The organism is Streptomyces sp. NPDC005017 (assembly GCF_042873115.1).
In the GTDB taxonomy this organism is placed as follows: Bacteria; Actinomycetota; Actinomycetes; order Streptomycetales; family Streptomycetaceae; genus Streptomyces.
Map to the genome: position 1 here is coordinate 62,269 of NZ_JBIALD010000029.1, position 25,335 is coordinate 87,603.

The window sequence follows — 25,335 nt, forward strand, 5'->3', positions numbered from 1 at the left end:
GCGTCACAGGGTTACTTCTCGTCGGACTTCGCGGTCTCCGGCTTCGAGACCTCGGCCGGTTCCGGGTCGGCCGCGTCGGCCGAATCGGCGGTGGCCTCGGCCGGCTCCGGCTCGGCGGTCTCCGCCGCCTCCGGCTCGGCGGCCGCCGCGGGCTCCGCCGCCTCCGGCACCAGCTCCGCCGCCTCCTTCGCGACGCTCAGCAGCACCGTGTCCTGCGGCTGCTGGTCCTCGAAGTTCTCCGGGTGGTGGCAGGCGACCTGCTGACCGGGACGCAGCTGGAGCAGCGGCGGCTCGGTCGTCCTGCAGATCTCCGTGGCCTTCCAGCACCGGGTGTGGAAGCGGCAGCCGCTGGGCGGCGAGATCGGCGAGGGCACGTCGCCCTTGAGCAGGATGCGCTCGCTCCTGGCGCCGCGGCGGGCCGGGTCCGGGATCGGCACCGCCGACATCAGCGCCTTGGTGTACGGGTGCATCGGCGACTTGTAGAGCAGGTCGCGGTCGGCCAGCTCCACGATCTTGCCGAGGTACATCACCGCGATCCGGTCCGAGACGTGCCGGACGACCGAGAGGTCGTGCGCGATGATCACGTACGTCAGGCCCAGTTCCTCCTGGAGGTCGTCCAGCAGGTTCACGACCTGGGCCTGGATCGACACGTCCAGCGCGGACACCGGCTCGTCGGCGACGACGAGCTTCGGGTTCAGCGCGAGCGCGCGGGCGATGCCGATGCGCTGGCGCTGGCCGCCGGAGAACTCGTGCGGGTAGCGGTTGTAGTGCTCGGGGTTGAGACCCACGACCGACAGCAGCCGCTGCACCTCCTTCTTGATGCCGCCCTCGGGCGTGACGCCCTGGAGCTTGAAGGGGGCGCCGACGATCGTGCCGATGGTGTGGCGCGGGTTCAGCGAGGAGTACGGGTCCTGGAAGATCATCTGCACGTCGCGGCGCAGCGGGCGCATGCCCGACACCCCGAGGTGCGTGATGTCCTTGCCCTCGAACTCGACCGTGCCGCCGGTCGGCTCCAGCAGCCGGGTGATGAGCCGGCCCATCGTGGACTTGCCGCAGCCGGACTCGCCCACGACGCCGAGCGTTTCGCCCGAGCGCACCTCGAAGTCGATGCCGTCGACGGCGTGCACCGCGCCGACCTGCCGCTTGAGCAGGCCCTTGCGGATCGGGAAGTGCTTCTGCAGGCCGCTGACCTTGAGCAGCACCTCCCGCTCGGTGCGAGGGCCCTGGCTCTGCGCGGGAATCGTCACCGCTTTCTCGTCACTCACAGCTTCGGCGCAATCTCTTCGGTCCAGATCCGCTCCCGCTGCTCCTGGCCCATGTGGCAGGCGGCCCAGTGCTTGCTGCCGACCTCGGTCAGCTCGGGGCGGACCGTGCGGGTGACGTCGTCCTTGGGCACGTCCGCGTACGGGCAGCGCGGGTTGAAGGCGCAGCCGGACGGGACGTTGATGAGGGAGGGCGGCGAGCCCTTGACCGGGATCAGGCGTTCCTGCTGGTCGCGGTCGAGGCGCGGCATCGAGCCGAGCAGGCCCCAGGTGTAGGGGTGGCGGGGCTCGTAGAACACCTTCTCGGCGGGGCCGCGCTCGACGCACCGGCCGCCGTACATCACCAGCAGGTCGTCGGCGAGCTCGGCGACGACGCCCAGGTCGTGGGTGATGATGATGACCGCCGAGCCGAACTCCGTCTGCAGATCCCGGATCAGGTCGAGGATCTGCGCCTGGACGGTGACGTCCAGGGCGGTGGTCGGCTCGTCCGCGATGAGCAGTTCGGGGTTGTTGACCAGCGACATCGCGATCATCGCGCGCTGGCGCATACCGCCGGAGAACTCGTGCGGGTAGTTGTCGACGCGCTTGTCGGGCTGCGGGATGCCGACCCGGTCGAGCATCTCGACGGCCCGGCGGCGGGCGGTCTTCTTGTCGACGTCGTGGTGGATGCGGTACGCCTCCACGATCTGCTGGCCGATCGTGTAGTACGGGTGCAGCGCGGACAGCGGGTCCTGGAAGATCATCGCCATCTCGCGGCCGCGCATCCGGCGCACCTTGTCCGGGTCGGCCGACAGCAGCTCGGTGCCGTTCAGCCAGATCTCGCCGGAGATCCGCGCCTTGCGCTTGCCGTACTGGCCGGCCGTGTGCAGGCCCATGATGCCGAGGCTGGTCACGGACTTGCCGGAACCCGACTCGCCCACGATGCCGAGGGTCTTGCCCTTCTCCAGCGTGAAGCTCAGCCCGTCGACGGACTTGACCAGGCCGTCGTCGGTCGGGAAGTGCACCTTGAGGTCGCGCACTTCGAGGAAGGAAGAGGGGGTCGCGCCGGTGGTGGGCTCGCCGAGAGCGGCACCGGTCTTGCTCAGGTCGCTCATGCGAGCCTCACTCGGGGGTCGATCACGGCGTACATGACGTCCACCACGAGGTTGGCGATGAGCACCGCGAGGGAGGTGATCAGGGTGACGCCCAGGATGATGGGCAGGTCCTGCGTCTTGATGCCGTTGAGCACGGCCTGGCCGAGGCCGGGCAGGCTGAACGCCGTCTCGGTCAGGATCGCGCCGCCGATGAGGGCGCCGAGGTCCATGCCGAGCATGGTCAGGATGGGGGTCATCGTGGAGCGCATGGCGTGCTTGCTGATGACGACCTTCTCCGTGAGGCCCTTGGCGCGCGCGGTGCGGATGTAGTCCTCGCCCATGATCTCCAGCATGGTGGCGCGGGTGATACGGGCGTACATCGCGGCGTACAGGAAGGAGAGGGTGACCCAGGGCAGCAGCATGCTCTGGAACCAGCCGCCGAAGCCGTCCTCCAGTGGCACGTACTCGCCGTCGATCCAGTCGAGACCGAAGTCGAAGACGGCCAGCGAGAGCATGGCGGTGAAGTAGATCGGGAGCGAGACGCCGCCGAGGGCGACGATCATCGCGCCGCGGTCCCACAGGCTGCCCCGCTTGAGAGCGGAGAGCACGCCCGCGGAGACACCGAGCAGCAGCCACAGCACGGCGGCGCCGAGCGCGAGTCCCAGGGTCACCGGGAAGCGGTCGGTGATGACCGGCCAGATGGCCTGCTCGCTGCGGAAGGAGTAGCCGAAGCAGGGCGCGGCGCACTCGGTGACGTCGCCGCCGCCCGAGTAGGTGCGGCCCGCGAAGATGCCCTTGAAGAACTCCCAGACCTGGACGTAGACCGGCTCCGCCAGGCCCAGCTTCGCCCGTACGGCCTCGACGGCGGCAGGGTCGGCCTGCTTGCCCACGAAGCTCGTGGCGATGTCGACGCCCGCCCACTTCGGGACGAGGAAGAAGATGCCGAAGACCACCATGACGATGACCACGAGCATCACTGCGGCGGCGAACAACCGCCTGATGAGGTAAGTGAGCACAGCTCTTGGCCCGCGGCGGACCGCGGGGCACCGGAGGTCGTCCGGTGCCCCGCGGCTCGCGCCTTGCCGGCCTTCACCTGCCTTTCGTGCCGTGCGGCGGGTGTGCCGGGGTTACTTCGCGGACTTCAGGCCGAGGTTGACGAAGTCGTACATGCCGCTGTAGCCGTCGGTGGTGTAGACGTTCGCCAGGCGGTCACCGCGCCAGTTGATGAACTTCTCGAAGACGAAGGGCAGGTAGTAGCCGCCCTCCATGACCTTGTGGTTGATCTCAGTGGAGATCTTGGTCTTCTCGGCGTCGTCGAGGGTGTTGACGTAGTCGTCGAACAGGCCGTCGATCGCCTTGTCCTTGATGAGGGCGTAGTTGTTGTTGCCCGACTCGAGGATGTAGCTGCTGCTCCACAGCGGCAGACCGAAGCCCTGCACGGACGGGAAGTCCGGGCCCCAGCCCATGATGATGATGCCGAACTTCTTCTTGGCCACGTTGGACGGGCTGCCGATGATGCCGGAGGTCTGCGAGCCGTCGTACTGCTCGATGTCGGCGGTGATGCCGACCTTCTTCAGCGACGCCTGGAGCGACTCGGCGGTGGCCACCTCGACCGGCTTGTTGTTGCGGACCGCGATGGTGGTCTTGAAGCCGTTGGGCTGACCGCAGGCCTTCAGCTCTTCCTTGGCCTTGGCGACGTTGCCGCTCTTGTTGGCCGTGGCCAGCTCGAACGGGTCGTAGGACTGGCCCTCGGAGCCCGGGATGGACGGCGGGAGCATGTTGGTGCCGATGTCGCCACCGGCGATCGGGCCACCGCGGGCGTTCTGGAGCGACACGTGGTCGGCACCGTAGATCACGGCCTTGCGGCAGTGCTCGTTGTCGAACGGCTTCACGCTCTGCGGGAAGACCGCGTAACGGATGTAACCGGAGACCGGGTTGTCCAGGTTGGCCTTGTGCTTCTTCAGGGCGGTGGTGCGGCCCTGCGGCGACATGCCGGTCTGGTTGATGTCCAGGTCGTAGGTGCCGTCGATCAGGCGCTGGTCCATCTCGTTGGCGTTGGAGAAGATCTTCAGCGAGATCACGTCCGGGTACGCCTTGCGGACCGGGTCGGAGGACTGCTTCCAGTTCTCGTTGCGGACCAGCTTCAGGCCCTTGCCCGGGTCGTACGACTCGAACTTGTAGGGGCCGGAGGAGAACGGCTTCAGGCCGTACTTGGACTTGGTGTCCATGTCCTGGCGGACCGGGGAGGCGGAGATCAGCGCCAGCATCTCCTCGAAGTCCGAGTTGGCCTTCGGGAGCTTGAAGACGATGGTCTTGTCGTCCGGGGTCTCGATGGCCTTCAGGCCGAGCTTGTCCGCGGACTTGTCCTTGTACGGACCCTGGTAGGTGCCCTTGGGGTCAAGGACCTCCTTCAGGTACGTCGGGCCGCCGGCGAGGACGTCCTGCGCCCACACGCGCTCGATGCCGTACTTGACGTCCTTGGACGTGATCGGCTTGCCGTCCTCCCAGGTGACGTCGTCACGCAGGGTGTACGTGTAGGTCTTGCCGTCGTCCGTGACCTTGGCCAGACCCGTGGCGAGGTCCGGGGTGAGCTCGGCGCCCGCCTTGCCCGGCTCCGTCTTGTTCGTGACGAGCTGGCGGCTGTAGTAGCGGGCGAAGTTCCACATGAAGCCGTAGTAACCGCGGGTGGTGTCCCACGAGTCGGCGTCCTGGGCACCGGCGAACTTCAGCTCGCCGCCCTTCTTGGCCAGGTCGGCCTGGGCGACCTTGTTGTTGGCCGCGTCGAAGCCGGCCGCGCCGGTCTTGGACCCGCCCTTGCCTTCGCTGTCGTCGCCGCCGCCGCACGCCGCCGTGGTCAGCAGCGCGGCGACCACCGCGGCAGCGGCCATGGCCTGCTTGCGCCGCCCTGAGGTGCGTTGGGTAGTCACGATCTCGGATCCTCCGGTTGTGATGAGAGATCCCGTGAGCGGTGCCACGGGTCGCTTGGGGTACGGCAGTTCAGCGCGAGCCCTTCGGGTCGAGCGCGTCACGCACGCCGTCGCCGAAGAGGTTGAAGGCCAGAACCGTGATGAAGATCGCTACACCGGGGACGACCATGTACATGGGGTCCGACTCGTAGTAGTCGATCGCGTTGGAGAGCATCTGCCCCCAGGACGCCGTGGGCGGCTTGACGCCCACGCCGAGGAAGCTGAGTGCCGCTTCGGTGAGGATGTTGGTGGGGATCATCATCGTCGTGTACACGACGATCGGGGCGACCAGGTTGGGCAGCAGTTCCTTGAAGAGGATGTAGAACCGCCCGGCGCCCAGCGATCGGGCGGCCTCGACGTACTCCCGCTCACGCAGGGAGAGGGTCTGGCCGCGCACCACGCGTCCGATGTAGGGCCACCCGAAGAAGCCGATGACCAGGATCATGACGAACAGACGGACGTTCGTGCCTTCCAGGCCCAGCATCTCGCTCGGCATGACGGAGACGAGCGCGATGATGAACAGCAGCTGCGGGAAGGCCAGCAGACCGTCCATCACCCGGCTGATCAGGGAGTCGACCCAGCCGCCGAAGAACCCGGCGAGAATACCCAGGACGGTACCGAGGACGACGGCGACGACCGCGGACAGGAAGCCGACGAGCAGCGAGATCCGGGCGCCGTAGACGATGCGCGCGAAGATGTCGCGGCCGCTCACCGGCTCGACGCCGAGCAGATGGTCGCCGCTGATGCCGCCCAGCGAGCCAGTGGGGGTGCCGAACAGCGGGTCGATCAGGTCCTCGTGGTGGGACTCGGGGTCCTGGCCCACGAGGCTGGTGATCAGGGGCGCGAGAACGGCGACCAGGATGAGCAGCAGGACCAGGGCACCGCCCGCGAGGGCGAGCTTGTCGCGCTTGAGACGCTCCCAGGCGATCCGGCCGAGGGAGCGGCCCTGTACGGCCTTCGCTCCGCCGCCTACTGCCGCGGCCTCTTCGACCGCGCTCGGGGCCGCTTCGGCGGTCGGCTCGTGCAATGGTGCCGTCATCTGGCAGGGACCCCTCTCAACCGGCGGTAGCCGGCCCGCACTTGCCGCTGTAGCGGCGTTGTCAGTCCGTCGTACATACAGGGGCGAACACCCGGGCGAACGCCCCTGGAGCGGGAGTCTTCAACGCTTTGGCGATCTGTTGCCAGACTTGACGATGAATGGATGCCTAAACGTGATGCTGTCCTGGGGAATCCGTTATCCGGACAGACGGTAACGCCCCTCGGACGAGGACGAGTTGGATTCAAACGGACAGATCGGTCGATATCTCTTCCGTCTACGCGCGCAGATGACTCGATGAAGCTTCAACTGGCTTGCACGGTGAGACAGTTCAGAAGATGCCCTGCGCCGGCGGGTATCCGTAGCCCGCGGCGGGCGCCGGAGCCGCGTGTGCCTCGCGGTCGTAGAACGGGCGGGCGTTGGACCGCATCCACATCGCGACGGGGCAGTACTCGTCGGACATCGCCACCGTCGACACGGGCAGCCCGTCGGGCACGGCGCCGATGGACTGGTGCATCATGGCGCGCACCGAGTCCACGGCCGACGGCGAGGTCTCGTACACGTCCAGGCCGATGGCGAGGTACGGTGCGCCCAGCGCCGGCTGCACCCAGGCGCGGCGCAGGGTGCGCACGGCCGGGGTGCGATGCGCGTTCTGCGCGAGGAGGGCGTAGAACTGCGGGATCTCGATACCGGGTTCGGCCAGCCGCAGCGGGCCGGCCGGCTGGCGGTCCAGACCCGTCGCGATCCGGCGCAGATCGAGCCAGGGCACACCGACGCCGCCGCCATGGGCGTGCGGGTTGAGCCAGAGGCCGTAGTGGTCGGGGTACAGGGTGCGGGCCACGTCGAGGGCGTCGACGACCTCGTAGCTGCGGTTCCAGCCGCTGGCCGAAAGCTCCTGGGCGGAGGTCACACAGGGCGCGTAGGAGTGGCCGCCGACGTGCATCGTGCCGTACTGGGCGTCCGGGGAACCCGCCTGGCCGTGCCAGAGCAGCATCCAGACCTGGCCGGAGACGGGCGTCGCGAGGGCACGCAGGAGCGCCTCGTAGGCGTCGTAACGCCCCGGGGTGACCTGGCGCAGCGTGTGCTCGACCGTGCCGGTCGCGGCGGTGCCGCTCGCGCTCACTGTGTTACGCCCCTTCTTCTTCTGACCGGGTTATGAAACCAGGTTATGCCGTCCGGGGGGAGGACCGGGGGAGAGCTCGGTGGGTTCCGTGATCCCCTACTTCTGGAAGAACGGGCGCACCCTCTGCCGCATCCAGTCCCCCACCGGGTCCTGCGCCACGTCCAGCAGGACCAGGTTCACCGGCCACGGGACGGGGGCCTGGGCCAGGGCCCGGCCCAGGGCCGCGGTGGGCGCCGCGAGCGGGTCGCCGTCCAGCTGTGCGAGTTCGACACCGACGAACAGCGCCGGGTCGGCCGTCTCGATCGCGGCCAGACAGCGGCGGGCCGTGCGCACGACCCCGGTGGCGTCGAACTCGGCGGAGGCGGCGGAGAGGAAGGCGACGGGGTCTTCCTGCCAGTCGGGTTCGTACAGGCGGACGCGGCCGCCGCTCGCCGGGCCGTCCAGCGGGGTGCGGCCGGAGCGGCAGAGCTCGGCGACGGCGGCCGGCGGGAGGGGCACGCCGACCACGCCGCCGGGGTTGAGCGCGATGCCGGCCTGCGGGGGCAGACCGCGGGCGAACTCCACGGCGGGGGCGACGGCGTACGACATGTTCGGGCCCGCGCCGAGGCGGAACTGCTCCTCGGAGGTGAAGACCGGGACGTAGGCCTGGCCCTCGATCTCCAGGGTGGGCAGGTCGAGCTCGCCGCTGTCCGGGCCGCCGCCGGACGGCAGCGGCACCCAGACGAAGCTGCGGCCGAGGACCTCGACGAGGCGGGCGCCGGCCGACGGCACGCCGAGGGAGGCGGAGAGCACCTCCTCCAGTTCGTTGCCGGGCCATCCGCCGTGTGGATGGGGGTGCGCCTGCGCCGGGAAGTCCATCTGCTGCCTACCGCCTGCCGTGAACCTGCTGTGGCTGAAAGGCTAACCCGTACGTGCGGCCCGCCCGTCGGCGTGCCCGGCCCATGGGAACGGGCAAGCTCCCACGGCCGGTCCGTCAGCCCGTGAACCCGATCCGGCGCAGGGTGTCCGCGGCGTCCCGGTCGAGCAGGACGGCCGAGCCGCAGCCGCCGGGCAGTGCGCCGCGCTCGACGCGGCGCAGCAGGCGCGCGGCGGCGCCGCGGTGGCGGCGGAAGGCGTAGCGCGAGACCCCGCGGCCGCGCTCGCGCTGGCCGGCCAGGGCCTGCTCGGGGGTGACGTCGAGGAGCAGCAGATGCAGGGTGCCGCCGCGGCGGCGGGCCTCGCGGGTGAGCCAGCCGCGCACCCAGGCCTGGGTGCCGCAGTCGTGCACGACGACGCCCCGGCCGGTACGCAGGGCGCGGCGCAGTCGGGCGTAGTGGGCGAGGCGGACGAGTGGGCGGTAGACGGCGTACGGCAGGAAGCGGGGGGCGCGGGCGTCGAAGCGGTCGCGGGTGTCCTGGGAGTCGATGCGGGTACCGGGCACGGTCCGCCGCATCAGGGTGGACTTGCCGCTGCCGGGCAGTCCGGTGATCACGACGAGGTCGGCGGGGCCGAAGAGCAGGGCGTGCGGGCTGCGGCCGGCGCGCTCGCGCAGGTCGCGGACGACGGGTGCGGAGTGCGCGGGGCAGGCGTCCGTGGCCGGGGCACCGGTCCGTGCGGGCAGCGCGAGGGCCGGGCTCGTGGCGTACGGCGTGGTCCTGTTCACCGTGATCGTCCTCCCCTGGGGCGGGTCACGAGACCCTTGCCCATCGAGTGTAAAGAGACGGTAATCCGGTGCGCCTCCGGATTTCGTGTGCGTAGTGCCACAGCCCGGTTACAGATGCGGCCTGCCCTGCTCGGCGGATGCGTGCAATGATGGGCGCGCCAACTGCATACCGGCCGTTTGAATCCGCGCGGGAGAGTCCCCAGCCCGTCTGGGGCGCCGAAGGAGCAAGTCCCTCCCTTGAATCTCTCAGGCCCCGTTACCGCGCGGGCGAGGCACATCTGAAAAGCGGGCCGCTGCCAGCAGTGGTCCCACCCAAGGTGCAAGCCATGTCCTTCCCCCGCGTCACTGTACGTATGTGTACGGGCGGTCATGGCGAACCTCTCAGGTTCCGATGACAGATGGGGAGGAATGACCTCGCCTGTCGTGTACTTGGGAGACGACCGACCGATGAGCAGTACCGAACTGCGCCTTACCGCGCTCGACGCCCTGCATCGCTCGCTGGGCGCGACGATGACCGACTTCGCCAGCTGGGACATGCCGCTGCGCTACGGCTCCGAGCGCGACGAGCACAACGCCGTGCGGACCAGGGCCGGACTCTTCGACCTCTCGCACATGGGCGAGATCACCGTGACCGGCCCGCAGGCCGGGGCCCTGCTGAACTTCGCGCTCGTCGGCAACATCGCCGCCGTGGGCGTGGGCCGGGCCCGCTACACGATGATCTGCCGGGCCGACGGCGGCATCCTGGACGACCTGATCGTCTACCGGCTGGGCGAGACCGAGTACATGGTCGTCGCCAACGCCTCCAACGCGCAGGTCGTGCTGGACGCGCTGACCGAGCGCGCGGCCGGCTTCGACGCGGAGGTCCGCGACGACCGTGACGCGTACGCGCTGATCGCCGTCCAGGGCCCGGAGTCCCCCGGCATCCTGAAGTCGCTGACGGACGCCGACCTGGACGGCCTGAAGTACTACGCGGGTCTGCCCGGCACGGTCGCGGGCGTCCCGGCGCTGATCGCGCGCACCGGCTACACCGGCGAGGACGGCTTCGAGCTGTTCGTGAAGCCGGAGCACGCCGTGGCGCTGTGGCAGGCGCTGACCGAGGCGGGCGCGGGGGTCGGCCTGATCCCGTGCGGCCTGTCCTGCCGCGACACACTGCGCCTGGAGGCGGGCATGCCGCTGTACGGGCACGAGCTGACCACCTCGCTCACCCCCTTCGACGCCGGGCTCGGCCGTGTGGTCAAGTTCGAGAAGGAGGGCGACTTCGTCGGCCGCGAGGCGCTCACCGAGGCCGCCGCGCGCGCCGAGCAGAACCCGCCGCGGGTGCTGGTCGGTCTGGTCGCCGAGGGCCGCCGGGTGCCGCGCGCCGGTTTCGCCGTGGTCGCGGGCGGTGAGGTGATCGGCGAGGTCACCTCCGGCGCTCCCTCCCCCACGCTGGGCAAGCCGATCGCCATGGCGTACGTCGACGCGGCGCACGCGGCACCGGGCACCGCGGGTGTCGGCGTGGACATCCGGGGCAGCCACGAGCCGTACGAGGTCGTGGCGCTGCCCTTCTACAAGCGTCAGAAGTGACAGTTTCGTAGCACCGCCGCGATGGCGTCGGGCACGTTCGCGCTGCTCACGCACGCCCCGGGCGGTCCCCCTGCATCAGCATCACCTCGCGTACAGGAGAATTCAGGCCATGAGCAACCCCCAGCAGCTGCGCTACAGCAAGGAGCACGAGTGGCTGTCGGCCGCCGAGGACGGCGTGTCGACGGTCGGCATCACGGAGCACGCGGCGAACGCCCTCGGCGACGTCGTCTACGTCCAGCTCCCGGAGGTCGGTGACACGGTGACCGCGGGTGAGAGCTGCGGTGAGCTGGAGTCGACCAAGTCGGTCAGCGAGCTCTACTCGCCGGTCAGCGGTGAGATCACCGCCGTCAACCAGGACGTCGTGGACGACCCGGCGCTGGTGAACTCCGCTCCGTTCGAGGGCGGCTGGCTGTTCAAGGTCCGTGTCGCGGGCGAGCAGGACGACCTGCTCTCCTCCGACGAGTACTCCGCCTACATCGCCGGCTGAGGAGTCGCATGTCCTCCCTGAACACCCCCCTGCACGAGCTCGACCCGGAGGTCGCCGCGGCGATCGACGCCGAGCTGGTGCGTCAGCAGTCCACGCTCGAGATGATCGCGTCGGAGAACTTCGCTCCGCTCGCCGTCATGGAGGCGCAGGGCTCGGTGCTGACGAACAAGTACGCCGAGGGCTACCCGGGCCGCCGCTACTACGGCGGCTGCGAGCACGTCGACGTCACCGAGCAGATCGCGATCGACCGGATCAAGGACCTGTTCGGCGCCGAGTACGCCAACGTCCAGCCGCACTCGGGTGCCTCCGCGAACCAGGCCGCGCTGTTCGCGATGGCCAAGCCGGGCGACACGATCCTCGGTCTGGACCTGGCGCACGGCGGTCACCTGACCCACGGCATGCGCCTGAACTTCTCGGGCAAGCAGTTCGACGTGGTCGCGTACCACGTGGACGACGCGGGTCTCGTGGACATGGCCGAGGTCGAGCGGCTCGCCAAGGAGCACCGCCCGAAGGTGATCATCGCGGGCTGGTCGGCGTACCCGCGCCAGCTGGACTTCGCGGAGTTCCGCCGGATCGCCGACGAGGTCGAGGCGTTCCTCTGGGTCGACATGGCGCACTTCGCGGGCCTGGTGGCCGCGGGCCTGCACCCGAACCCGGTCGAGCACGCGCACGTGGTGACCTCCACGACGCACAAGACGCTCGGCGGCCCGCGCGGCGGCATCATCCTGGCGAAGAAGGAGTTCGCCAAGAAGCTGAACTCCTCGGTGTTCCCGGGCTTCCAGGGCGGTCCCCTGGAGCACGTGATCGCGGCCAAGGCGGTGTCCTTCAAGGTCGCCGCGGGCGAGGAGTTCAAGGAGCGCCAGCGGCGTACGGTGGACGGTGCCCGTATCCTCGCCGAGCGGCTGACGGCCCCCGACGCCCGTGAGGCGGGGGTGAACGTGCTGTCCGGCGGTACGGACGTGCACCTGATCCTGGTCGACCTGCGCGAGTCGGAGCTCGACGGCCAGCAGGCCGAGGACCGGCTCCACGAGGTCGGCATCACGGTCAACCGCAACGCCGTCCCCAACGACCCGCGGCCGCCGATGGTGACCTCCGGTCTGCGGATCGGCACGCCCGCCCTCGCCACCCGCGGCTTCACGGCCGAGGACTTCGCCGAGGTCGCGGACGTGATCGCGCTGGCGCTGAAGCCGTCCTACGACGCGGAGGCGCTCAAGGCCCGGGTGACGGCTCTCGCCGACAAGCACCCGCTGTACCCCGGCCTGAACAAGTAAGTCCCCGGCGGGGGCACCCGGCGATCCCGGGTGCCCTGCCACCCCGTACTGAGGAGTTTCCGTGGCCATCTCGGTCTTCGACCTGTTCTCGATCGGCATCGGCCCGTCCAGCTCCCACACGGTCGGCCCGATGCGCGCCGCGCGGATGTTCGCGCGCCGGCTGCGCAACGAGGACCTGCTGCCCGCGGTCGCCTCCGTCCGCTGCGAGCTGTACGGCTCCCTCGGCGCGACCGGCCACGGCCACGGCACCCCGAAGGCGGTGCTGCTCGGCCTGGAGGGCGACTCCCCGCGCACGGTGGACGTGGAGACCGCCGACGAGCGGGTGGAGTCGATCAGGTCGCGGGGCCGGCTGAACCTGCTCGGCGAGCACGACATCGCCTTCGACTTCGACCGCGACCTGAAGCTCCACCGGCGCAAGGCCCTGCCGTACCACGCCAACGGCATGACGATCTGGGCGTACGACGCCTCGGGCGCCGAGCTGCTCTCCAAGACCTACTACTCGGTCGGCGGCGGCTTCGTCGTGGACGAGGACGCGGTCGGAGCGGACCGGATCAAGCTCGACGACACGGTCCTGAAGTACCCCTTCCGCACGGGTGACGAGCTGCTGCGCCTGACGAAGGAGACCGGTCTGTCGATCTCCGCGCTGATGCTGGAGAACGAGCGGGCCTGGCGGAGCGAGGAGGAGATCCGTGAGGGGCTCCTCGACATCTGGCGCGTGATGCAGGCCTGTGTGTCGCGCGGCATGGCCCGCGAGGGCATCCTGCCGGGCGGTCTGAAGGTGAAGCGCCGGGCCGCGACGACCGCGCGCAAGCTGCGTTCCGAGGGCGACCCGCTGGCGCTGTCGATGGAGTGGATCACGCTCTACGCGATGGCGGTGAACGAGGAGAACGCGGCGGGCGGCCGGGTGGTCACCGCCCCGACGAACGGCGCGGCCGGCATCATCCCCGCCGTCCTGCACTACTACATCAACTTCGTGCCGGGCGCCGACGAGGACGGTGTGGTCCGCTTCCTCCTCGCCGCCGGCGCCATCGGCATGCTCTTCAAGGAGAACGCCTCCATCTCCGGCGCCGAGGTCGGCTGCCAGGGCGAGGTCGGCTCCGCCTGCTCCATGGCCGCGGGCGCCCTCGCCGAGGTCCTCGGCGGCAGCCCCGAGCAGGTCGAGAACGCCGCCGAGATCGGCATGGAGCACAACCTCGGCCTGACCTGCGACCCGGTCGGCGGCCTGGTGCAGATCCCCTGCATCGAGCGCAACGGCATGGCCGCGGTCAAGGCGGTCACCGCCGCCCGCATGGCCATGCGCGGCGACGGCTCCCACAAGGTCTCCCTGGACAAGGTCATCAAGACCATGAAGGACACCGGCGCGGACATGTCGGTGAAGTACAAGGAGACCGCCCGGGGCGGCCTGGCGGTGAACATCATCGAGTGCTGAGAGCGGCCGGTGGCCGGTGCGGGCGCACCGGCCACCGGGACCTCTCTCAGCCCCTGAACTCCGGTGTGCGCTCCGGGGACGCCTCCGTCAGGGCCTTGCGTACGGCCTCCACGCCGGCGCGCAGGCCGTAGACCGGGGTGGCGGGCTGCTGGCGCCAGGAGTCGTCCAGGCCGCCCGCGTCGACGGTGTCGAAGCCGAGTTCCTCGACCAGGGCGCGGACGGTGGCCTTGGCGGCGGCGTCGTCGCCCGCTACGGGTACGGCGATGCGGTCGGGGTCGCCGGCCGGACGCGGGCGGTCGATGAGGTCCTCGGCGTAGGTGCCGTTGAAGACCTTGATCACCGGGTGGCCGAGATGGCGTTCCGTCCAGCGGCTCTCCGTCAGGCCCTCGTCCTCGATGCCGGCGATCCGGCCGTCGCGTTCGCGCGGGTAGTAGTTGCCGGTGTCGATCACGGCGACGCCCTCGGCCGCCTTCGCGAACAGGTTCCGCGGCAGGTCCGGGACCGCCTTCAGCGGGACCGTCACGACGACGACCTCCGCGTCCCGGGCCGCGTCCTCGACGCGGACGGGGGTCGCGCCCGTCTCCTGCGCGAGGGCCGTGAGGCTCTGCGGGCCACGGGAGTTGGCCACCGCGACCTCGTGGCCGAGGGCGGTGAGCCGCCGGGTGAGGTTGCCGCCGATGTTGCCCGCGCCGATGATGCCTATCTTCATGGCTGACCCTTCCAGGATCGATGCACCTGCATATAACCGTCGGTGGCATCAACCCCGGTACCACCGAGGGCTATTCCGGATTCCCCGGATCAGATCCGTACGACGATCCCGCCGGTGCGGTGGGCCGTGCGGCGGCGGAGGCGGGATCCGCCGGAAGCGTCCTAGTCGAACATGACGACGAGGCGGACGTTGTCGTCGCCGTAGAGGCCCGCGAGTGTGCGGATCACGCTCCAGACCGGACGCCACACGTCCTTCTCCAGCACGACCTCGCGCCGGGTCGGCGCGTCCTCGCAGCGGGACCGTTCGTCCCAGTCGACGCGCTGCATCTCGGCCCAGGTGAACCAGGACACGCCGTGCCACTCGCCGGGGTCGCCGACGGCCTCGCGCGTCGGTGTCGAGGCGTCCTCGGGCAGGCCCCGGCCCGGGAACAGCGGCTCGAAGTCGTACACCTCGCGCACGCCGAAGAGACAGCCGAACGAGGCGTAGTCGCGGCCGAGGAAGAGCAGGTCCAGGTTGACGGCGCAGTCCCACTCGTCGTCCTCGTGGTCCCACGCGCCGTTCCCGGTGCGGCATTCGACCCTGCCGTAGATGTCGCTTCCCATGGCGTGATCCTCACGCGCGAAGGGGCGCCCGGCCAGGGAATATCTCCCGGCGGGCGCCCCTCGGAGCACGCGTCACTTGTTCAGGTGGGCCCAGAACTCGTCGAACGACAGCAGCTTGTCGCCGTTCAGGTCGCGGCTGGCGATGATGGCCTCGGCGACGGACTCGGTCACGTTCCAGTCACCCTGCTGAGCCAGGGCGGCCTTGAACTCGGCCGAGGTGATCTGACCGTCACCGTCCGTGTCGATGCGGTCGAACTGCTTGCGTGCTTCTTCGATGTCGGCCACCGATCCGCCCCTCTTCGTCATACCTTGCCGTCGTACCTGTCGTACGGACGCAGGTCAGACTAACGGCCCGCCGGAGCACCCGGTGCGGCGACCACCGGTAGGCACTCGTGTCCGGCGGCCGGGTGTGCGACGGTGATCCTTCCGGGCGGCGGGACACGAGGAGCACAGGTGGAGAGCTTGCGGGACGTACTCGACGCGGCCGCGCGCGGTGAGTTCCCGCCGCCGGACGGCCGTACGACGGTCGTGCCCCAGCCCTCGCACCGGGACGCCGGTGTGATGGCCTTCACGGCCCACTCGGTCGTCTTCACCGACGAGGACCCGCGCTGGGTGCACGACACTCTGCGCGGCCTCGACTGCGACCCCCTCGCCGCGACGATGAACCCGCGGTTCCTGGCCGCGCTGCTGGAACGCACGGGCCGTACGACCGAGTGCGTCGACGCGGTGCTGGTCGCCGCCCCGCTGCAGGGTGAGGCGCCGCTGCCGCTGGAGGAGATCTCCGACCCCTCCCATCCGCGCGTCGCCTACGCCCGCGAGCGCCGCGACGACGTGCGCGCCTGGACGGCGCGGGGCGGCGTGCTGGTGACCGGCCGGGGCGTCGCCGGGCGGCTGGAGGTGTCGGTGGAGATCGACGAGGACGCCCGGCACCGGGGCCTGGGCCGGGCGCTGGTGGCGGCCGCTCGGCACCTCGTCGACGAGCCGCTGTGGGCGCAGGTGGCGCCGGGGAACGCCCGCAGCGCGCGGGCGTTCCGGGCGGCCGGTTTCCGGCAGGTGGGCGCGGAGGCGCTGCTGCGCGTCCGGTAGCACGCGGGGCGGCCGTGCCGAGGGGCGCTCAGCGGAAGACGCCGGTGTGCCCGAGGGAGTAGCGGCCCGGCTGCGGGTACACCGCGAGGCCGTGCGGCCCGCTGCCCACCTTGATCCGGGCGAGCTCGGCGCCGGTGCGGGTGTCGATGGCGTACACCTCGGCGTCGTAACGCCCGGACAGCCACAGGACCTTGCCGTCGGCGGAGACGCCGCCCATGTCGGGGCTGCCGCCGCCCGGCAGCCGCCACTTCCTGGTGACCTCGCGCCGGGCGAAGTCGAACACGGAGATCGTGCCCTCGCCCCGGTTGGAGACGTACATCTCGCGCGAGTCCCGGCTGACGTAGAGGCCGTGGGTGCCCTTGCCGGTGGGCAGGAGCGTCGGCTCGGTGAACCTGTCGCCGTCGAGCACCCACATGCCGTCGGCCATCATGTCGGCGATGTAGAACGTGCTGCCGTCGGGGGAGATCTTCACGTCCTGCGGCATGGCGCCCTCGAAGGGGAGCTTCTGCTGCCCGACCACCTTCATCTTCTCGGTGTCGACCTTGAGCAGTTCCCCGCTGAACTCGCAGGAGACGATGAAGTACTTGCCGTCCATGGAGAAGTCGGCGTGGTTGACGCCGTAGCAGGTGACCGGCTCGGTCCTGACCGTCTTCATGGTGTGCGGGTCGCGGAAGACGAGCTCGCGGTCCAGGGAGGCCATGACGACGGCGTACCTGCCGTTGGGCGTGAAGTAGAGGTTGTAGGGGTCGTGGACCTCGACCGGCTCGCCCGCCCTGCCGGTCCTCGGGTCGATCGGGGTGAGCGTGTGGCCGCGGTTGTTGTTGACCCAGAGGGTCTTCAGGTCCCAGGAGGGCACGACGTGCTGCGGCTGCCGGCCCACGCGGAGGGTCTCGACGATCTTGTACGTCTCCGGGTCGATCACCGAGACGGTGTCGGACTCGGTGTTGGGGACGTAGACCCGGGAGGGGAAGTCCTTGACGACCGGGGAGAGCATGCCCGGCCGGTCGGCCGCGTAGACGTCCTTCGGGTCGAGCACGGGCGGCATCCCCGGCAGCCCCTGGACGACGGGGCGCTGCTTCTTCGCGGGCGCGGGCACGGCCGCGGTCTTGGTCGCGGGGCCGCCGCCGCCCTTGTCCCCGGTGCCGCAGGCTGCGACGGCGGCCAGGGCGAGCAGGGCGGCGGTCGCGAGGCACCCGCGGGTCAGGGCGGAGGCGGGCAGGGTGTTTGGGCGCATCAGCTGAGCAACTCCGTGGTGGTGACCGCGCGCAGACCACGGCGGTCGAGTTCGTCCAGTACGGCGGGGAGGGCGGCGACGGTGTCGGCGTATCCGAAGTGCAGGCTCACCACGGAGCCGCCCCGGACGGAGCCGAGCACGGTACGGGCGACCGCGGGGCCGCCGGACCCGGTGAAGTCGAGCGAGTCGACGTCGTACGACAGCAGGTGCGGGTAGCCGGCGCGGTGGGCCAGCCGCTCCACCAGCGGTGAGGCCCGCGCGGCACGGGAGGGCCGGAACCAGCTCCCGATCGAGCCGGTCAGCCGCTTCAGCCGGCCGGCGCAGCCCGTGATCTCGGCGAGGGCCTCGGCCTCGGGCATCGCGTTGATGTCGAGATGGCGCAGGGTGTGGTTGCCCAGTTCGTGCCCGCCGTCCAGCACGCGCCGGGCCAGCGCGGGGTGTTCGTCCAGCCAGGTTCCGACGGCCAGCACGGTGACGCGGGCGTCGTGCCGTTCGGCCTCGGCCAGCAGGGCCCGCGCGGTGGCGGGGTCGCCGCCGCCGTGGAAGGTGAGGGCGACGCGGGGCCGGTCGCGGGGACCGTGGCCGATCTGCGCGGGCTGCGCGGGGAAGCGGCGGGGGCCCGGGGCGGGCGGGGAGGAACGGGGGCCGCGCGAGGCCTGGGGGTTCTGTGCGTGCCGCGGCTCGGTCGGCGCCGAGGGCTCGGCGGAACAGCCCGAGCCGAACGCGGCGGCGGTGGTGGCGGCGGCGAGCCCGGCGGCGTTACGGAGGGCCGAGCGGCGGTCGGCGGAGGTCACGGGACCATTTAACGGAGGATCGGTCCGGAATCGGGTGATTGGCCCGTTCGCCGCCCCGGCCCGGCGTACGGTCCGATGGTCCGGCCTGCGTTTCGGCGGTGCGGCTCGACCTACGATCCCGGGTCCGGCCCGCCGTGGCGTCCGGGGTCCGGCCCGACTCGGGACGCCGCGGTCCCACCCGTCGCGCTCAGCGGTCGGCGACCCGCATCTCGAACCAGGTGGTCTTGCCGCGCGGCAGCAGATCGACGCCCCAGCGGTCGGACAGCTTGTCGACGAGGAACAGTCCCCGCCCACTGACGTCCATCTCCTGGACCGGCATCAGACACGGCAGCCCCCGGGAGGGATCGCGCACCTCCACACGGATCCAGCCCCGCCTGCGGTGCATCCGGAGCCCGAACACCCGGGCCCCGGTGTGCCGCACGGCGTTGCCCACGAGCTCCGACACGAGTAACACCACGTCCTCGGTGAGCTTCGGACTGAGCCCCCAGTGCCGCAGCACGACCACCTGGGCCAGTCGGCGGGCCGTGGCCGCGGACTCCGGGCGGGAGGGCAGGGGGATCTCCCGCTCCGTCGGGTTGCCGAACAACTCCAGCGCCTTGAGCGCTCGTTCGTCCTCGACCGCAGGCGACCAGCGCGCCGCCGTCGCACGGCTGTGTCCCCGCGGCTGTTCGATGCCCTCCAGCCCCGCCATGCCCCCCATCATGGCCGCCCGCAACCGCTCGCGGGGCCGTTCCTGAGGAATAAGCCCCCCGGAAGCCTTCATTCCGCCGAAATCGATCGACATATGCCGTAGGCAGTTCGAGGGCTGCCGCGGCCCGCTTGACCTGCGAGGACAACCTGTCCGTCGGTGAGGGACGGGCTCCCTCGAGGGGAGCGGCTTAAGGCTGCCTTAAGGCTTCCATAATCCGCCCCATCGAGGGACCCGGATCAGACGCCCCGTCAATTACAAGAGGGCCGAGGGGGATTCACAGGGTTCTCAGAGGAACTTCGCCTTGCCCGGCCCCTCTTCCACGAAGCTGCGCATGCCCCGCTCGCGGTCCTCGGTGGCGAACAGCCCGGCGAACCAGTTGCGCTCCACGGCCAGACCCGTGTCGATGTCGGACTCCAGCCCCACGTCGACCGACTCCTTGGCGGCGCGCAGCGCCAGCGCCGGGCCCTGGGCGAGCTTCGCGGCCCAGGCGTGCGCCTCGGTGTAGACGTCGGCGGCGGGCACGATCCGGTCGACCAGACCCAGCGTCATGGCCTCGTCGGCCTTGACCATACGGCCGGTGAAGATGAGGTCCTTCGCCTTGGAGGGGCCGATCAGCCGGGACAGCCGCTGGGTGCCCCCGGCACCCGGGATCAGGCCGAGCAGGATCTCCGGCTGGCCGAGCTTGGCGTTGTCCGCGGCGATGCGGTAGTCGGCGCACAGCGCGAGCTCGCAGCCGCCGCCGAGGGCGTAGCCGGTGACGGCGGCGACGACCGGCTTGGGGATGCGGGCCACCGCGGTGAAGGAGTCCTGGAGGGCCTTGGCGCGCAGGACCATCGCGGTGTGGTCCATGGCCTGCATCTCCTTGATGTCCGCGCCCGCCGCGAACACCTTCTCACCGCCGTAGATCACGACCGCGCGCACGTCGTCGCGGCGGGTGGCCTCCTCGGCGAGCTCTTTGAGCCGGTCCTGCGTGGCGATGTCCAGCGCGTTCATCGGCGGGCGGTCCAGGCGCAGCGTGCCGACGCCCTCGGCGACTTCGAGATTCACGGTCATGGAGGCAGGTTAACGGGGGCTAACCGGGTGTGCCGCGGTGCGGTCGGTCACACCCGGCCGGGGGACCGGGGGGCGTCCCCGGGCAGACACAGCACGAAGGCTGACCGAGAGCGCTGCGGTGCCGTCGGTCACACCGCCCCCTCGCCACCACCACGACGACGGCGGGCCCGGCGCCGTGGGTCACGGCACCGGGCCCGCCGGACGCGAAAGGGTTACTTCTTCCACTCGTCCCAGGACATGTTCCAGCCGTTGAGGCCGTTGGACGGCTCGACGGTCGGGTCGGTGGAGTTCTTGACGAGCACCACGTCACCGACCATCGACTGCTTGAAGAACCAGGCCGCCTCGACGTCCTTGTCCCAGCCGCCGCGCACGTCGCGCAGCCCGATGCAGCCGTGGCTGGCGTTGTAGTTGCCGAAGGCGTCGCCGCCCCAGTAGTTGCCGTGCACGAAGGTGCCGGAGTCGGTCAGGCGCATGGCGTGCGGCACGTCCTTGATGTCGTACTCGCCGTCGTAGCCGACCGTGTCGCCGTTCATCCGGGTCACGGTGAACTTCTCGCTGATGACCATCGCGCCGTTCCAGGTGGCGTAGCCGGGCTTGCCGGTCGTCACCGGGACGGTCTTGAACAGCTTGCCGTCGCGCATGACCTTCATGGTCTGCTTGGAGGCGTCGACGATCGACACCTGCGAGCGGCCGACGGTGAAGGAGACGGTCTTGGACTGCTCGCCGTAGACACCGTCACGGCCCTCGACGCCGTCGAGGTTCAGCTCGACGGTGACCTTGGTGCCGGCCTTCCAGTACTTCTCGGGCCGGAAGTCGAGGCGGTCGTTGCCGAACCAGTGGCCCTCGACCTCGACGGCCGGCTCGGTCTTGATCCTGACGGCCTTCTCCACGTCGTCGGGGTTGGTGATGCCCCGGGTGAAGCGGACCGAGAACGGCATGCCGACGCCGACCGTGGAACCGTCCTCGGGCGTGAACGTGCCCACGAAGGTGTTGTCCGGGGTCAGCGTCGTGAAGCTGGAGTCCTCGGCGGCCTGGCGCCCCTCGGAGTCCTTGGCGACCGCGTGCACCTGGTACTTGGTGGCGGCGGCCAGATGCGTGGCGGGCGTCCAGGAGGCGCCGTCGGCGGATATCTCGCCGTCGATCCTGGTGCCCTTGCCGTCCTTGACGACCACCTCGGTCAGCTTGCCCCCCGCGGCCGCCACCTTCAGACTGCCGCTGGTGTCGACGTCGGTGGCGCCGTTCTTCGGCGCGATGGTGACGACGGCCTGCGACTGCCCGCTCGCGGCGGGCGCCGCGTTCTTGCCCTTGTCCTTGCCACCCGCCGGGTCGTCCTTCCCGGCGTCCGATCCCCCACCGCCGCAGGCCGTCACGGCCAGCAGCAGCACACCGGCGAACACGGCCCCCAGCCGCCGCCCACCCGCGTCAACCGACGCCCCCGGTATCGGTCGAACCTTCAACGTACTACTCCCCTCCCCCGGGCCTGGTCGGGCCCGCGACAGCGCGGCTCCTGCGCGCATTGGCGCATATTAACCGCCTGTTCAGGAGCACCGAGGTCGCGCGATTGTCACCGTTCGGTCCCAACCGGCCCGGTCCGGGGAGCTACTTCACGGCGCTGCCCGCCTTCCACTCCCGCCAGCCCATGTTCCAGCCGCCGAGGCCGTTGTCGGGAGCGACCTGTCTGTCCTTGCTGCCGACGATCTCGACCACGTCCCCGATCAGGCTCCGGTCGAAGAACCAGCCCGCCGGCGTCTGCGCCCCGCCGCCCTTGACGTCCTGGAGGCCGACACAGCCGTGGCTGACGTTGCTGCTGCCGAAGACGGAGGGGTCCGCCCAGTAGTTGCCGTGCAGGAAGGTGCCGGAGCGGGTCAGCCGCATGGCGTGCGGGACGTCCGGGATGTCGTACTCGCCCTTGCCGTCCTTCTTCTTGAAGCCGACCGTGGCGCCGTTCATCCGGGTCACCTCGTACATCTCGGTGACCACCATCTTCCCGTTGTACGTGGTGGTCTTCGGGGCGCCCGCGGTGACCGGCACGGTCGCGAGCAGCTCGCCGTCGCGCCGCACCTCCATGGTGTGCCGGGCGGCGTCGACGAGGGAGACCTGGCTGCGGCCGACCGTGAAGCCGAAGGTCTTGTGCTGGAGCCCGTACACCCCGGGCGCGCCCTCCACGTCCCGCAGCCGCAGCTCGACGGTCACCTGGGTGCCGGGCTTCCAGTACTGCTCGGGCCGGAAGTCCAGCCGGCCGTCGCCGAACCAGTGCGGGCGGATCTCCACCGCCGGGCGCGAGGTGACCCGTACCGCGCGCTCCACCGCGGCGCGGTCGACGATCTCCCGGTTGAACTCCAGGGAGACGATCATCCCGGTGCCGACCGTGGCGCGGTTCTCCGGGCTGACGTACCCGATGAACCGCTCGCGCGGGACGTACGTCGTGAACGTCGTGTGCCGGGCCGAGCGGCGGCCGTGGCCGTCGAGGGCGACCACGTCGACGCTGTACCGGGCGGCCAGCGCGAGCCGCTCGTCGTCGGGCCGCCAGCTCAGTCCGTCGGCGGAGATCCGGCCGGGGACCTCCGTCTCCTGGGCGTCCTGGGACGCGGTGACCTTCACCGACTCCAGCCGCCCGTCGGGCACCGTGACGGCCAGCGGCCGGCCGGGCCGCACGTCCCTGCTGCCGTCCTGCGGCGTGATCCGGATGACGTCCTCGGGCGCGCGGGGCTTGCCCAGCATGCTGTCCAGCCCCCCGCCGCCCGTGCAGCCGGCCGCGCCGGCCAGCAGTCCTGCCCATGTCAGTACGGCGGCCAGAGCGGCCCCCGCGCGCCGAGCGCGCCCATGTACGTGCCTCACATCAGTGCCCAACGACGGGCGAGCCCTGCGGAAACGTGAGTGCGACCCAAGCTCTGGGCAGAACAGTGGGAAGGGACGACACGAGCCGAGGTGAGGGCGTAGCCGGCGCGCCCTCTCCGTGTCGTGCCACGAGCCGCGGGAGGCCGACAGGTGTCGAGCGCAGCCGAGCAGGAGGCGGTGGCCGTCCAGGACGGGCGTACGGCCGCCGTCGTCGTCGAGGGGGCGCGACGCGGGGCCCCGGTCCCCGCCATGCCCGTGTGGCCGGGTGCGCCGACCCCGCTGGGCGCCCGGTACCGGGTCGGCCCGGACGGCGTGGCGGGCACCAACTTCGCGCTGTGGGCGGGTGGGGCGGAGGCCGTCGAGCTGTGTCTGTTCGACGAGGAGGGCCGTGAGACGCGGGCCCGGCTGACCGAGCTCACCCATGAGATCTGGCACGGCTTCGTGCCCGGTGTGCTGCCCGGCCAGCGTTACGGCTACCGGGTGCACGGCCGCTGGGACCCGTGGACCGGCGCCCGCTGGAACCCGGCGAAGCTGCTGCTCGACCCGTACGCGCGCGCGGTGGACGCCGCCGCGGGGAACGACTACGGCGCGCTGCCGCCGGAGGTCTACGGCCATGTCCGCGACTGGCCGCAGCAGCAGATCGCCGACACGGTCCGCGACGACCGCGACTCGGCGCCGTACGTCCCCAAGGGCGTCGTCGTCCATGACGACGACGACTGGGCGGACGACCGCCGCCCGAAGACCCCGTGGGCGGACTCGGTGATCTACGAGCTGCATGTGCGCGGCTTCACCAAGCTGCACCCGGGCGTTCCCGAGGAACTGCGCGGCACCTACGCCGGGCTGGCGCACCCGGCGGCGATCGAGCACCTGGTGAAGCTGGGCGTGACGGCCGTGGAGCTGCTGCCGGTCCATCAGTTCGCGCACGAGGACCATCTGCTGCGCCGGGGCCTGCGCAACTACTGGGGCTACAACTCCGTCGGCTACTTCGCCCCGCACGCGGCCTACGCGGCCTCCGGTACGGCGGGCCAGCAGGTCGGCGAGTTCAAGCGGATGGTGCGGGCGCTGCACGCGGCCGGGATCGAGGTCGTCCTCGACGTGGTCTACAACCACACGGCCGAGGCGGGCGAGCTGGGCCCGACGCTGTCGCTGAAGGGCATCGACAACCGGGGCTACTACCGCCTCCAGGCCGACGCCCGCCGCTACGCCGACTACACGGGCTGCGGGAACACCCTGCACGTGGTCCAGCCCCAGGTGCTGCGGCTGATCACCGACTCGCTGCGCTACTGGGTGACGGAGATGGGGGTGGACGGCTTCCGGTTCGACCTGGCGGCCGCGCTGGCCCGCTCGATGCACGACGTCGACATGCTCTCCCCGTTCCTCGCGGTCATCGCCCAGGACCCGGTGCTGCGCCGGGTCAAGCTGATCGCGGAGCCGTGGGACGTGGGCTCGGGCGGCTACCAGGTGGGCGCCTTCCCCCCGCTGTGGACGGAGTGGAACGACCGCTACCGGGGCGCCGTGCGCGACTTCTGGCGGGGCGCGCTGCCCGACGTGCGGGACCTGGGCTACCGCCTGTCGGGGTCGAGCGACCTGTACGCCTGGGGCGGCCGGCGGCCCTACGCCTCGGTCAACTTCGTCACCGCGCACGACGGCTTCACGCTGCGCGACCTCGTCTCGTACGGCCACAAGCACAACGAGGACAACGGGGAGAACAACCGGGACGGCACCGACGACAACCGCTCCTGGAACTGCGGCGCCGAGGGCGAGAGCGACGACGAGGGGGTGCGCGCGCTGCGGCGGCGGCAGCTGCGCAACCTGCTGACCACCCTGCTGCTGTCGACGGGGGTGCCGATGCTGGTCGCGGGCGACGAGCTCGGGCGCACCCAGCACGGCAACAACAACGCCTACTGCCAGGACAACGAGATCAGCTGGGTGGACTGGTCGCTGCTTGGGGACCCCGGCTGGAAGGCCCTGTTCGAGCTGACGTCCCGGCTGATCGCGCTGCGCCACCGGCACCCGGTGCTGCGCCGCCGGGCGTTCTTCTCGGGGCGGCCGCACTCGGCGGACGGGCTGCGGGACCTGGCCTGGTTCACCGCGCGGGGCACGGAGATGACCGAGGGCGACTGGTACGCGCCCGCCGCCACGCTCGGCATGTATCTGTCCGGGCGGGACATCCCCGGCCGGGACGGCCGCGGTGCCCCCGTGCTCGACGAGAGCTTCCTGGCCGTCCTGCACGCCGCCGACCGTCCGGCGGAGTTCGTGCTGCCGGGGCCGCCGTGGGCGGAGAGCTACGAGCTGGTCGTCGACACCTCCCGCGAGGAGCAGGGCGAGGCACCGGCGGTCGTGCACCGGGCGGGGGCGGTGATCACGGTGCCGGCACGGTCGGTGCTGCTGTTCGAGGTGGGCTGAGGGGCGGGTCCTAGGACCAGGAGCGGAGGGCGGCCGGGCCGAAACTCGGTGGGCAGTGTCAGTGGTG

The 25,335-nt window shown here is 70.8% G+C and carries 23 protein-coding genes and 1 riboswitch; of the genes, 6 read left to right on the forward strand and 17 right to left on the reverse strand.

Features of this window, described 5'->3' with window-relative positions; translation table 11 throughout:
* Positions 1-11: 11 nt before the first annotated feature.
* From ACFYR0_RS32125 to ACFYR0_RS32160, 8 genes are all read right to left on the reverse strand, one after another.
* A complete protein-coding gene (locus ACFYR0_RS32125; RefSeq protein ID WP_389335996.1) occupies positions 12-1,265 on the reverse strand; it encodes an ABC transporter ATP-binding protein in 1,254 nt (417 codons plus the stop codon).
* Positions 1,262-2,356, reverse strand: coding sequence for an ABC transporter ATP-binding protein (locus ACFYR0_RS32130; protein ID WP_389335999.1), 1,095 nt, complete (start codon positions 2,354-2,356; stop codon positions 1,262-1,264). Before ACFYR0_RS32130 ends, ACFYR0_RS32125 begins: the two co-directional genes overlap by 4 nt.
* Complete coding sequence (locus tag ACFYR0_RS32135) at positions 2,353-3,351, reverse strand: ABC transporter permease (protein ID WP_389336002.1); 999 nt, start codon at positions 3,349-3,351, stop codon at positions 2,353-2,355. The genes ACFYR0_RS32130 and ACFYR0_RS32135 overlap by 4 nt, the downstream gene beginning before the upstream one ends.
* Before the next feature lie 111 nt (positions 3,352-3,462).
* Positions 3,463-5,262, reverse strand: a complete 1,800-nt coding sequence (locus ACFYR0_RS32140; protein ID WP_389336005.1) for an ABC transporter substrate-binding protein — start codon at positions 5,260-5,262, stop codon at positions 3,463-3,465.
* Positions 5,263-5,332: 70 nt separating this feature from the next.
* Positions 5,333-6,340 (reverse strand): ABC transporter permease, encoded by a 1,008-nt coding sequence (locus ACFYR0_RS32145; RefSeq protein WP_389336008.1) that lies wholly within the window; start codon positions 6,338-6,340, stop codon positions 5,333-5,335.
* Positions 6,341-6,668: 328 nt separating this feature from the next.
* Complete coding sequence (locus ACFYR0_RS32150; protein WP_389336011.1) at positions 6,669-7,460, reverse strand: enhanced serine sensitivity protein SseB C-terminal domain-containing protein; 792 nt, start codon at positions 7,458-7,460, stop codon at positions 6,669-6,671.
* A gap of 96 nt (positions 7,461-7,556) precedes the next feature.
* A complete protein-coding gene (locus ACFYR0_RS32155) occupies positions 7,557-8,318 on the reverse strand; it encodes an enhanced serine sensitivity protein SseB (RefSeq protein WP_389336015.1) in 762 nt (253 codons plus the stop codon).
* Positions 8,319-8,433: 115 nt separating this feature from the next.
* On the reverse strand, positions 8,434-9,108 hold the full coding sequence (locus ACFYR0_RS32160) for an AAA family ATPase (protein ID WP_389336087.1): 675 nt from the start codon (positions 9,106-9,108) through the stop codon (positions 8,434-8,436).
* Between the two features lie 172 nt (positions 9,109-9,280).
* Positions 9,281-9,374, forward strand: a riboswitch (glycine riboswitch).
* A 175-nt stretch (positions 9,375-9,549) separates the two neighbouring features.
* Between ACFYR0_RS32160 and gcvT the strand changes: the two genes are divergently transcribed.
* The 4 genes from gcvT to ACFYR0_RS32180 all read left to right on the forward strand — a co-directional run bounded on the left by gcvT (position 9,550) and on the right by ACFYR0_RS32180 (position 13,855).
* Positions 9,550-10,668 (forward strand): glycine cleavage system aminomethyltransferase GcvT, encoded by a 1,119-nt coding sequence (gene gcvT / locus ACFYR0_RS32165; protein ID WP_389336018.1) that lies wholly within the window; start codon positions 9,550-9,552, stop codon positions 10,666-10,668.
* Positions 10,669-10,777: 109 nt separating this feature from the next.
* Positions 10,778-11,155: a glycine cleavage system protein GcvH gene (gene gcvH, locus ACFYR0_RS32170; protein ID WP_389336021.1), complete on the forward strand. Its 378-nt coding sequence runs from the start codon at positions 10,778-10,780 to the stop codon at positions 11,153-11,155.
* A gap of 8 nt (positions 11,156-11,163) precedes the next feature.
* On the forward strand, positions 11,164-12,426 hold the full coding sequence (gene glyA, locus ACFYR0_RS32175; protein ID WP_389336024.1) for a serine hydroxymethyltransferase: 1,263 nt from the start codon (positions 11,164-11,166) through the stop codon (positions 12,424-12,426).
* Between the two features lie 61 nt (positions 12,427-12,487).
* Positions 12,488-13,855, forward strand: coding sequence for an L-serine ammonia-lyase (locus tag ACFYR0_RS32180; protein ID WP_389336026.1), 1,368 nt, complete (start codon positions 12,488-12,490; stop codon positions 13,853-13,855).
* A gap of 46 nt (positions 13,856-13,901) precedes the next feature.
* Here ACFYR0_RS32180 and ACFYR0_RS32185 read toward each other — a convergent pair whose 3' ends face one another.
* The 3 genes from ACFYR0_RS32185 to ACFYR0_RS32195 all read right to left on the reverse strand — a co-directional run bounded on the left by ACFYR0_RS32185 (position 13,902) and on the right by ACFYR0_RS32195 (position 15,451).
* A complete protein-coding gene (locus ACFYR0_RS32185) occupies positions 13,902-14,564 on the reverse strand; it encodes an NADPH-dependent F420 reductase (protein ID WP_389336029.1) in 663 nt (220 codons plus the stop codon).
* A gap of 161 nt (positions 14,565-14,725) precedes the next feature.
* Entirely contained in the window at positions 14,726-15,166 is a 441-nt protein-coding gene (locus tag ACFYR0_RS32190) for a hypothetical protein (protein WP_389336032.1), read from the reverse strand.
* A 72-nt stretch (positions 15,167-15,238) separates the two neighbouring features.
* Entirely contained in the window at positions 15,239-15,451 is a 213-nt protein-coding gene (locus ACFYR0_RS32195; RefSeq protein WP_386383552.1) for an EF-hand domain-containing protein, read from the reverse strand.
* A 168-nt stretch (positions 15,452-15,619) separates the two neighbouring features.
* On the opposite strand from ACFYR0_RS32195, the gene ACFYR0_RS32200 reads away from it, so the two are divergent.
* On the forward strand, positions 15,620-16,252 hold the full coding sequence (locus tag ACFYR0_RS32200) for a GNAT family N-acetyltransferase (RefSeq protein ID WP_389336035.1): 633 nt from the start codon (positions 15,620-15,622) through the stop codon (positions 16,250-16,252).
* A gap of 28 nt (positions 16,253-16,280) precedes the next feature.
* On the opposite strand, the gene ACFYR0_RS32205 is transcribed toward ACFYR0_RS32200, so the two are convergent.
* The 6 genes from ACFYR0_RS32205 to ACFYR0_RS32230 form a co-directional block, all read right to left on the reverse strand.
* Positions 16,281-17,486: a hypothetical protein gene (locus ACFYR0_RS32205; RefSeq protein ID WP_389336038.1), complete on the reverse strand. Its 1,206-nt coding sequence runs from the start codon at positions 17,484-17,486 to the stop codon at positions 16,281-16,283.
* On the reverse strand, positions 17,486-18,280 hold the full coding sequence (locus ACFYR0_RS32210) for a polysaccharide deacetylase family protein (RefSeq protein ID WP_389336041.1): 795 nt from the start codon (positions 18,278-18,280) through the stop codon (positions 17,486-17,488). Before ACFYR0_RS32210 ends, ACFYR0_RS32205 begins: the two co-directional genes overlap by 1 nt.
* Positions 18,281-18,467: 187 nt before the next feature.
* On the reverse strand, positions 18,468-18,971 hold the full coding sequence (locus ACFYR0_RS32215; protein WP_386383526.1) for an ATP-binding protein: 504 nt from the start codon (positions 18,969-18,971) through the stop codon (positions 18,468-18,470).
* A gap of 285 nt (positions 18,972-19,256) precedes the next feature.
* Entirely contained in the window at positions 19,257-20,024 is a 768-nt protein-coding gene (locus ACFYR0_RS32220) for an enoyl-CoA hydratase/isomerase family protein (protein ID WP_389336045.1), read from the reverse strand.
* Between the two features lie 212 nt (positions 20,025-20,236).
* Positions 20,237-21,481 carry an Ig-like domain-containing protein gene (locus ACFYR0_RS32225; protein ID WP_389336048.1) on the reverse strand — a complete coding sequence of 415 codons (1,245 nt, stop codon included), beginning with the start codon at positions 21,479-21,481 and terminating at the stop codon, positions 20,237-20,239.
* A gap of 142 nt (positions 21,482-21,623) precedes the next feature.
* Positions 21,624-22,862: an Ig-like domain-containing protein gene (locus ACFYR0_RS32230; RefSeq protein ID WP_389336051.1), complete on the reverse strand. Its 1,239-nt coding sequence runs from the start codon at positions 22,860-22,862 to the stop codon at positions 21,624-21,626.
* Between the two features lie 150 nt (positions 22,863-23,012).
* Between ACFYR0_RS32230 and glgX the strand changes: the two genes are divergently transcribed.
* The gene (gene glgX / locus ACFYR0_RS32235; protein WP_389336054.1) at positions 23,013-25,268 is read left to right on the forward strand and encodes a glycogen debranching protein GlgX; all 2,256 of its coding nucleotides are present in this window, start codon (positions 23,013-23,015) and stop codon (positions 25,266-25,268) included.
* The last annotated feature ends 67 nt before the right edge of the window (positions 25,269-25,335 follow it).

Excerpts from the sequence above, each read along its gene's own strand:
- ACFYR0_RS32130 (WP_389335999.1), bottom strand. The coding sequence starts at position 2,356 with ATGAGCGACCTGAGCAAGACCGGTGCCGCTCTCGGCGAGCCCACCACC.
- ACFYR0_RS32145 (WP_389336008.1), bottom strand. The coding sequence starts at position 6,340 with ATGACGGCACCATTGCACGAGCCGACCGCCGAAGCGGCCCCGAGCGCG.
- ACFYR0_RS32155 (WP_389336015.1), bottom strand. The coding sequence starts at position 8,318 with ATGGACTTCCCGGCGCAGGCGCACCCCCATCCACACGGCGGATGGCCC.
- gcvT (WP_389336018.1), top strand. The coding sequence starts at position 9,550 with ATGAGCAGTACCGAACTGCGCCTTACCGCGCTCGACGCCCTGCATCGC.
- gcvH (WP_389336021.1), top strand. The coding sequence starts at position 10,778 with ATGAGCAACCCCCAGCAGCTGCGCTACAGCAAGGAGCACGAGTGGCTG.
- glyA (WP_389336024.1), top strand. The coding sequence starts at position 11,164 with ATGTCCTCCCTGAACACCCCCCTGCACGAGCTCGACCCGGAGGTCGCC.
- ACFYR0_RS32185 (WP_389336029.1), bottom strand. The coding sequence starts at position 14,564 with ATGAAGATAGGCATCATCGGCGCGGGCAACATCGGCGGCAACCTCACC.
- ACFYR0_RS32190 (WP_389336032.1), bottom strand. The coding sequence starts at position 15,166 with ATGGGAAGCGACATCTACGGCAGGGTCGAATGCCGCACCGGGAACGGC.
- ACFYR0_RS32205 (WP_389336038.1), bottom strand. The coding sequence starts at position 17,486 with ATGCGCCCAAACACCCTGCCCGCCTCCGCCCTGACCCGCGGGTGCCTC.
- ACFYR0_RS32215 (WP_386383526.1), bottom strand. The coding sequence starts at position 18,971 with ATGGCGGGGCTGGAGGGCATCGAACAGCCGCGGGGACACAGCCGTGCG.
- ACFYR0_RS32220 (WP_389336045.1), bottom strand. The coding sequence starts at position 20,024 with ATGACCGTGAATCTCGAAGTCGCCGAGGGCGTCGGCACGCTGCGCCTG.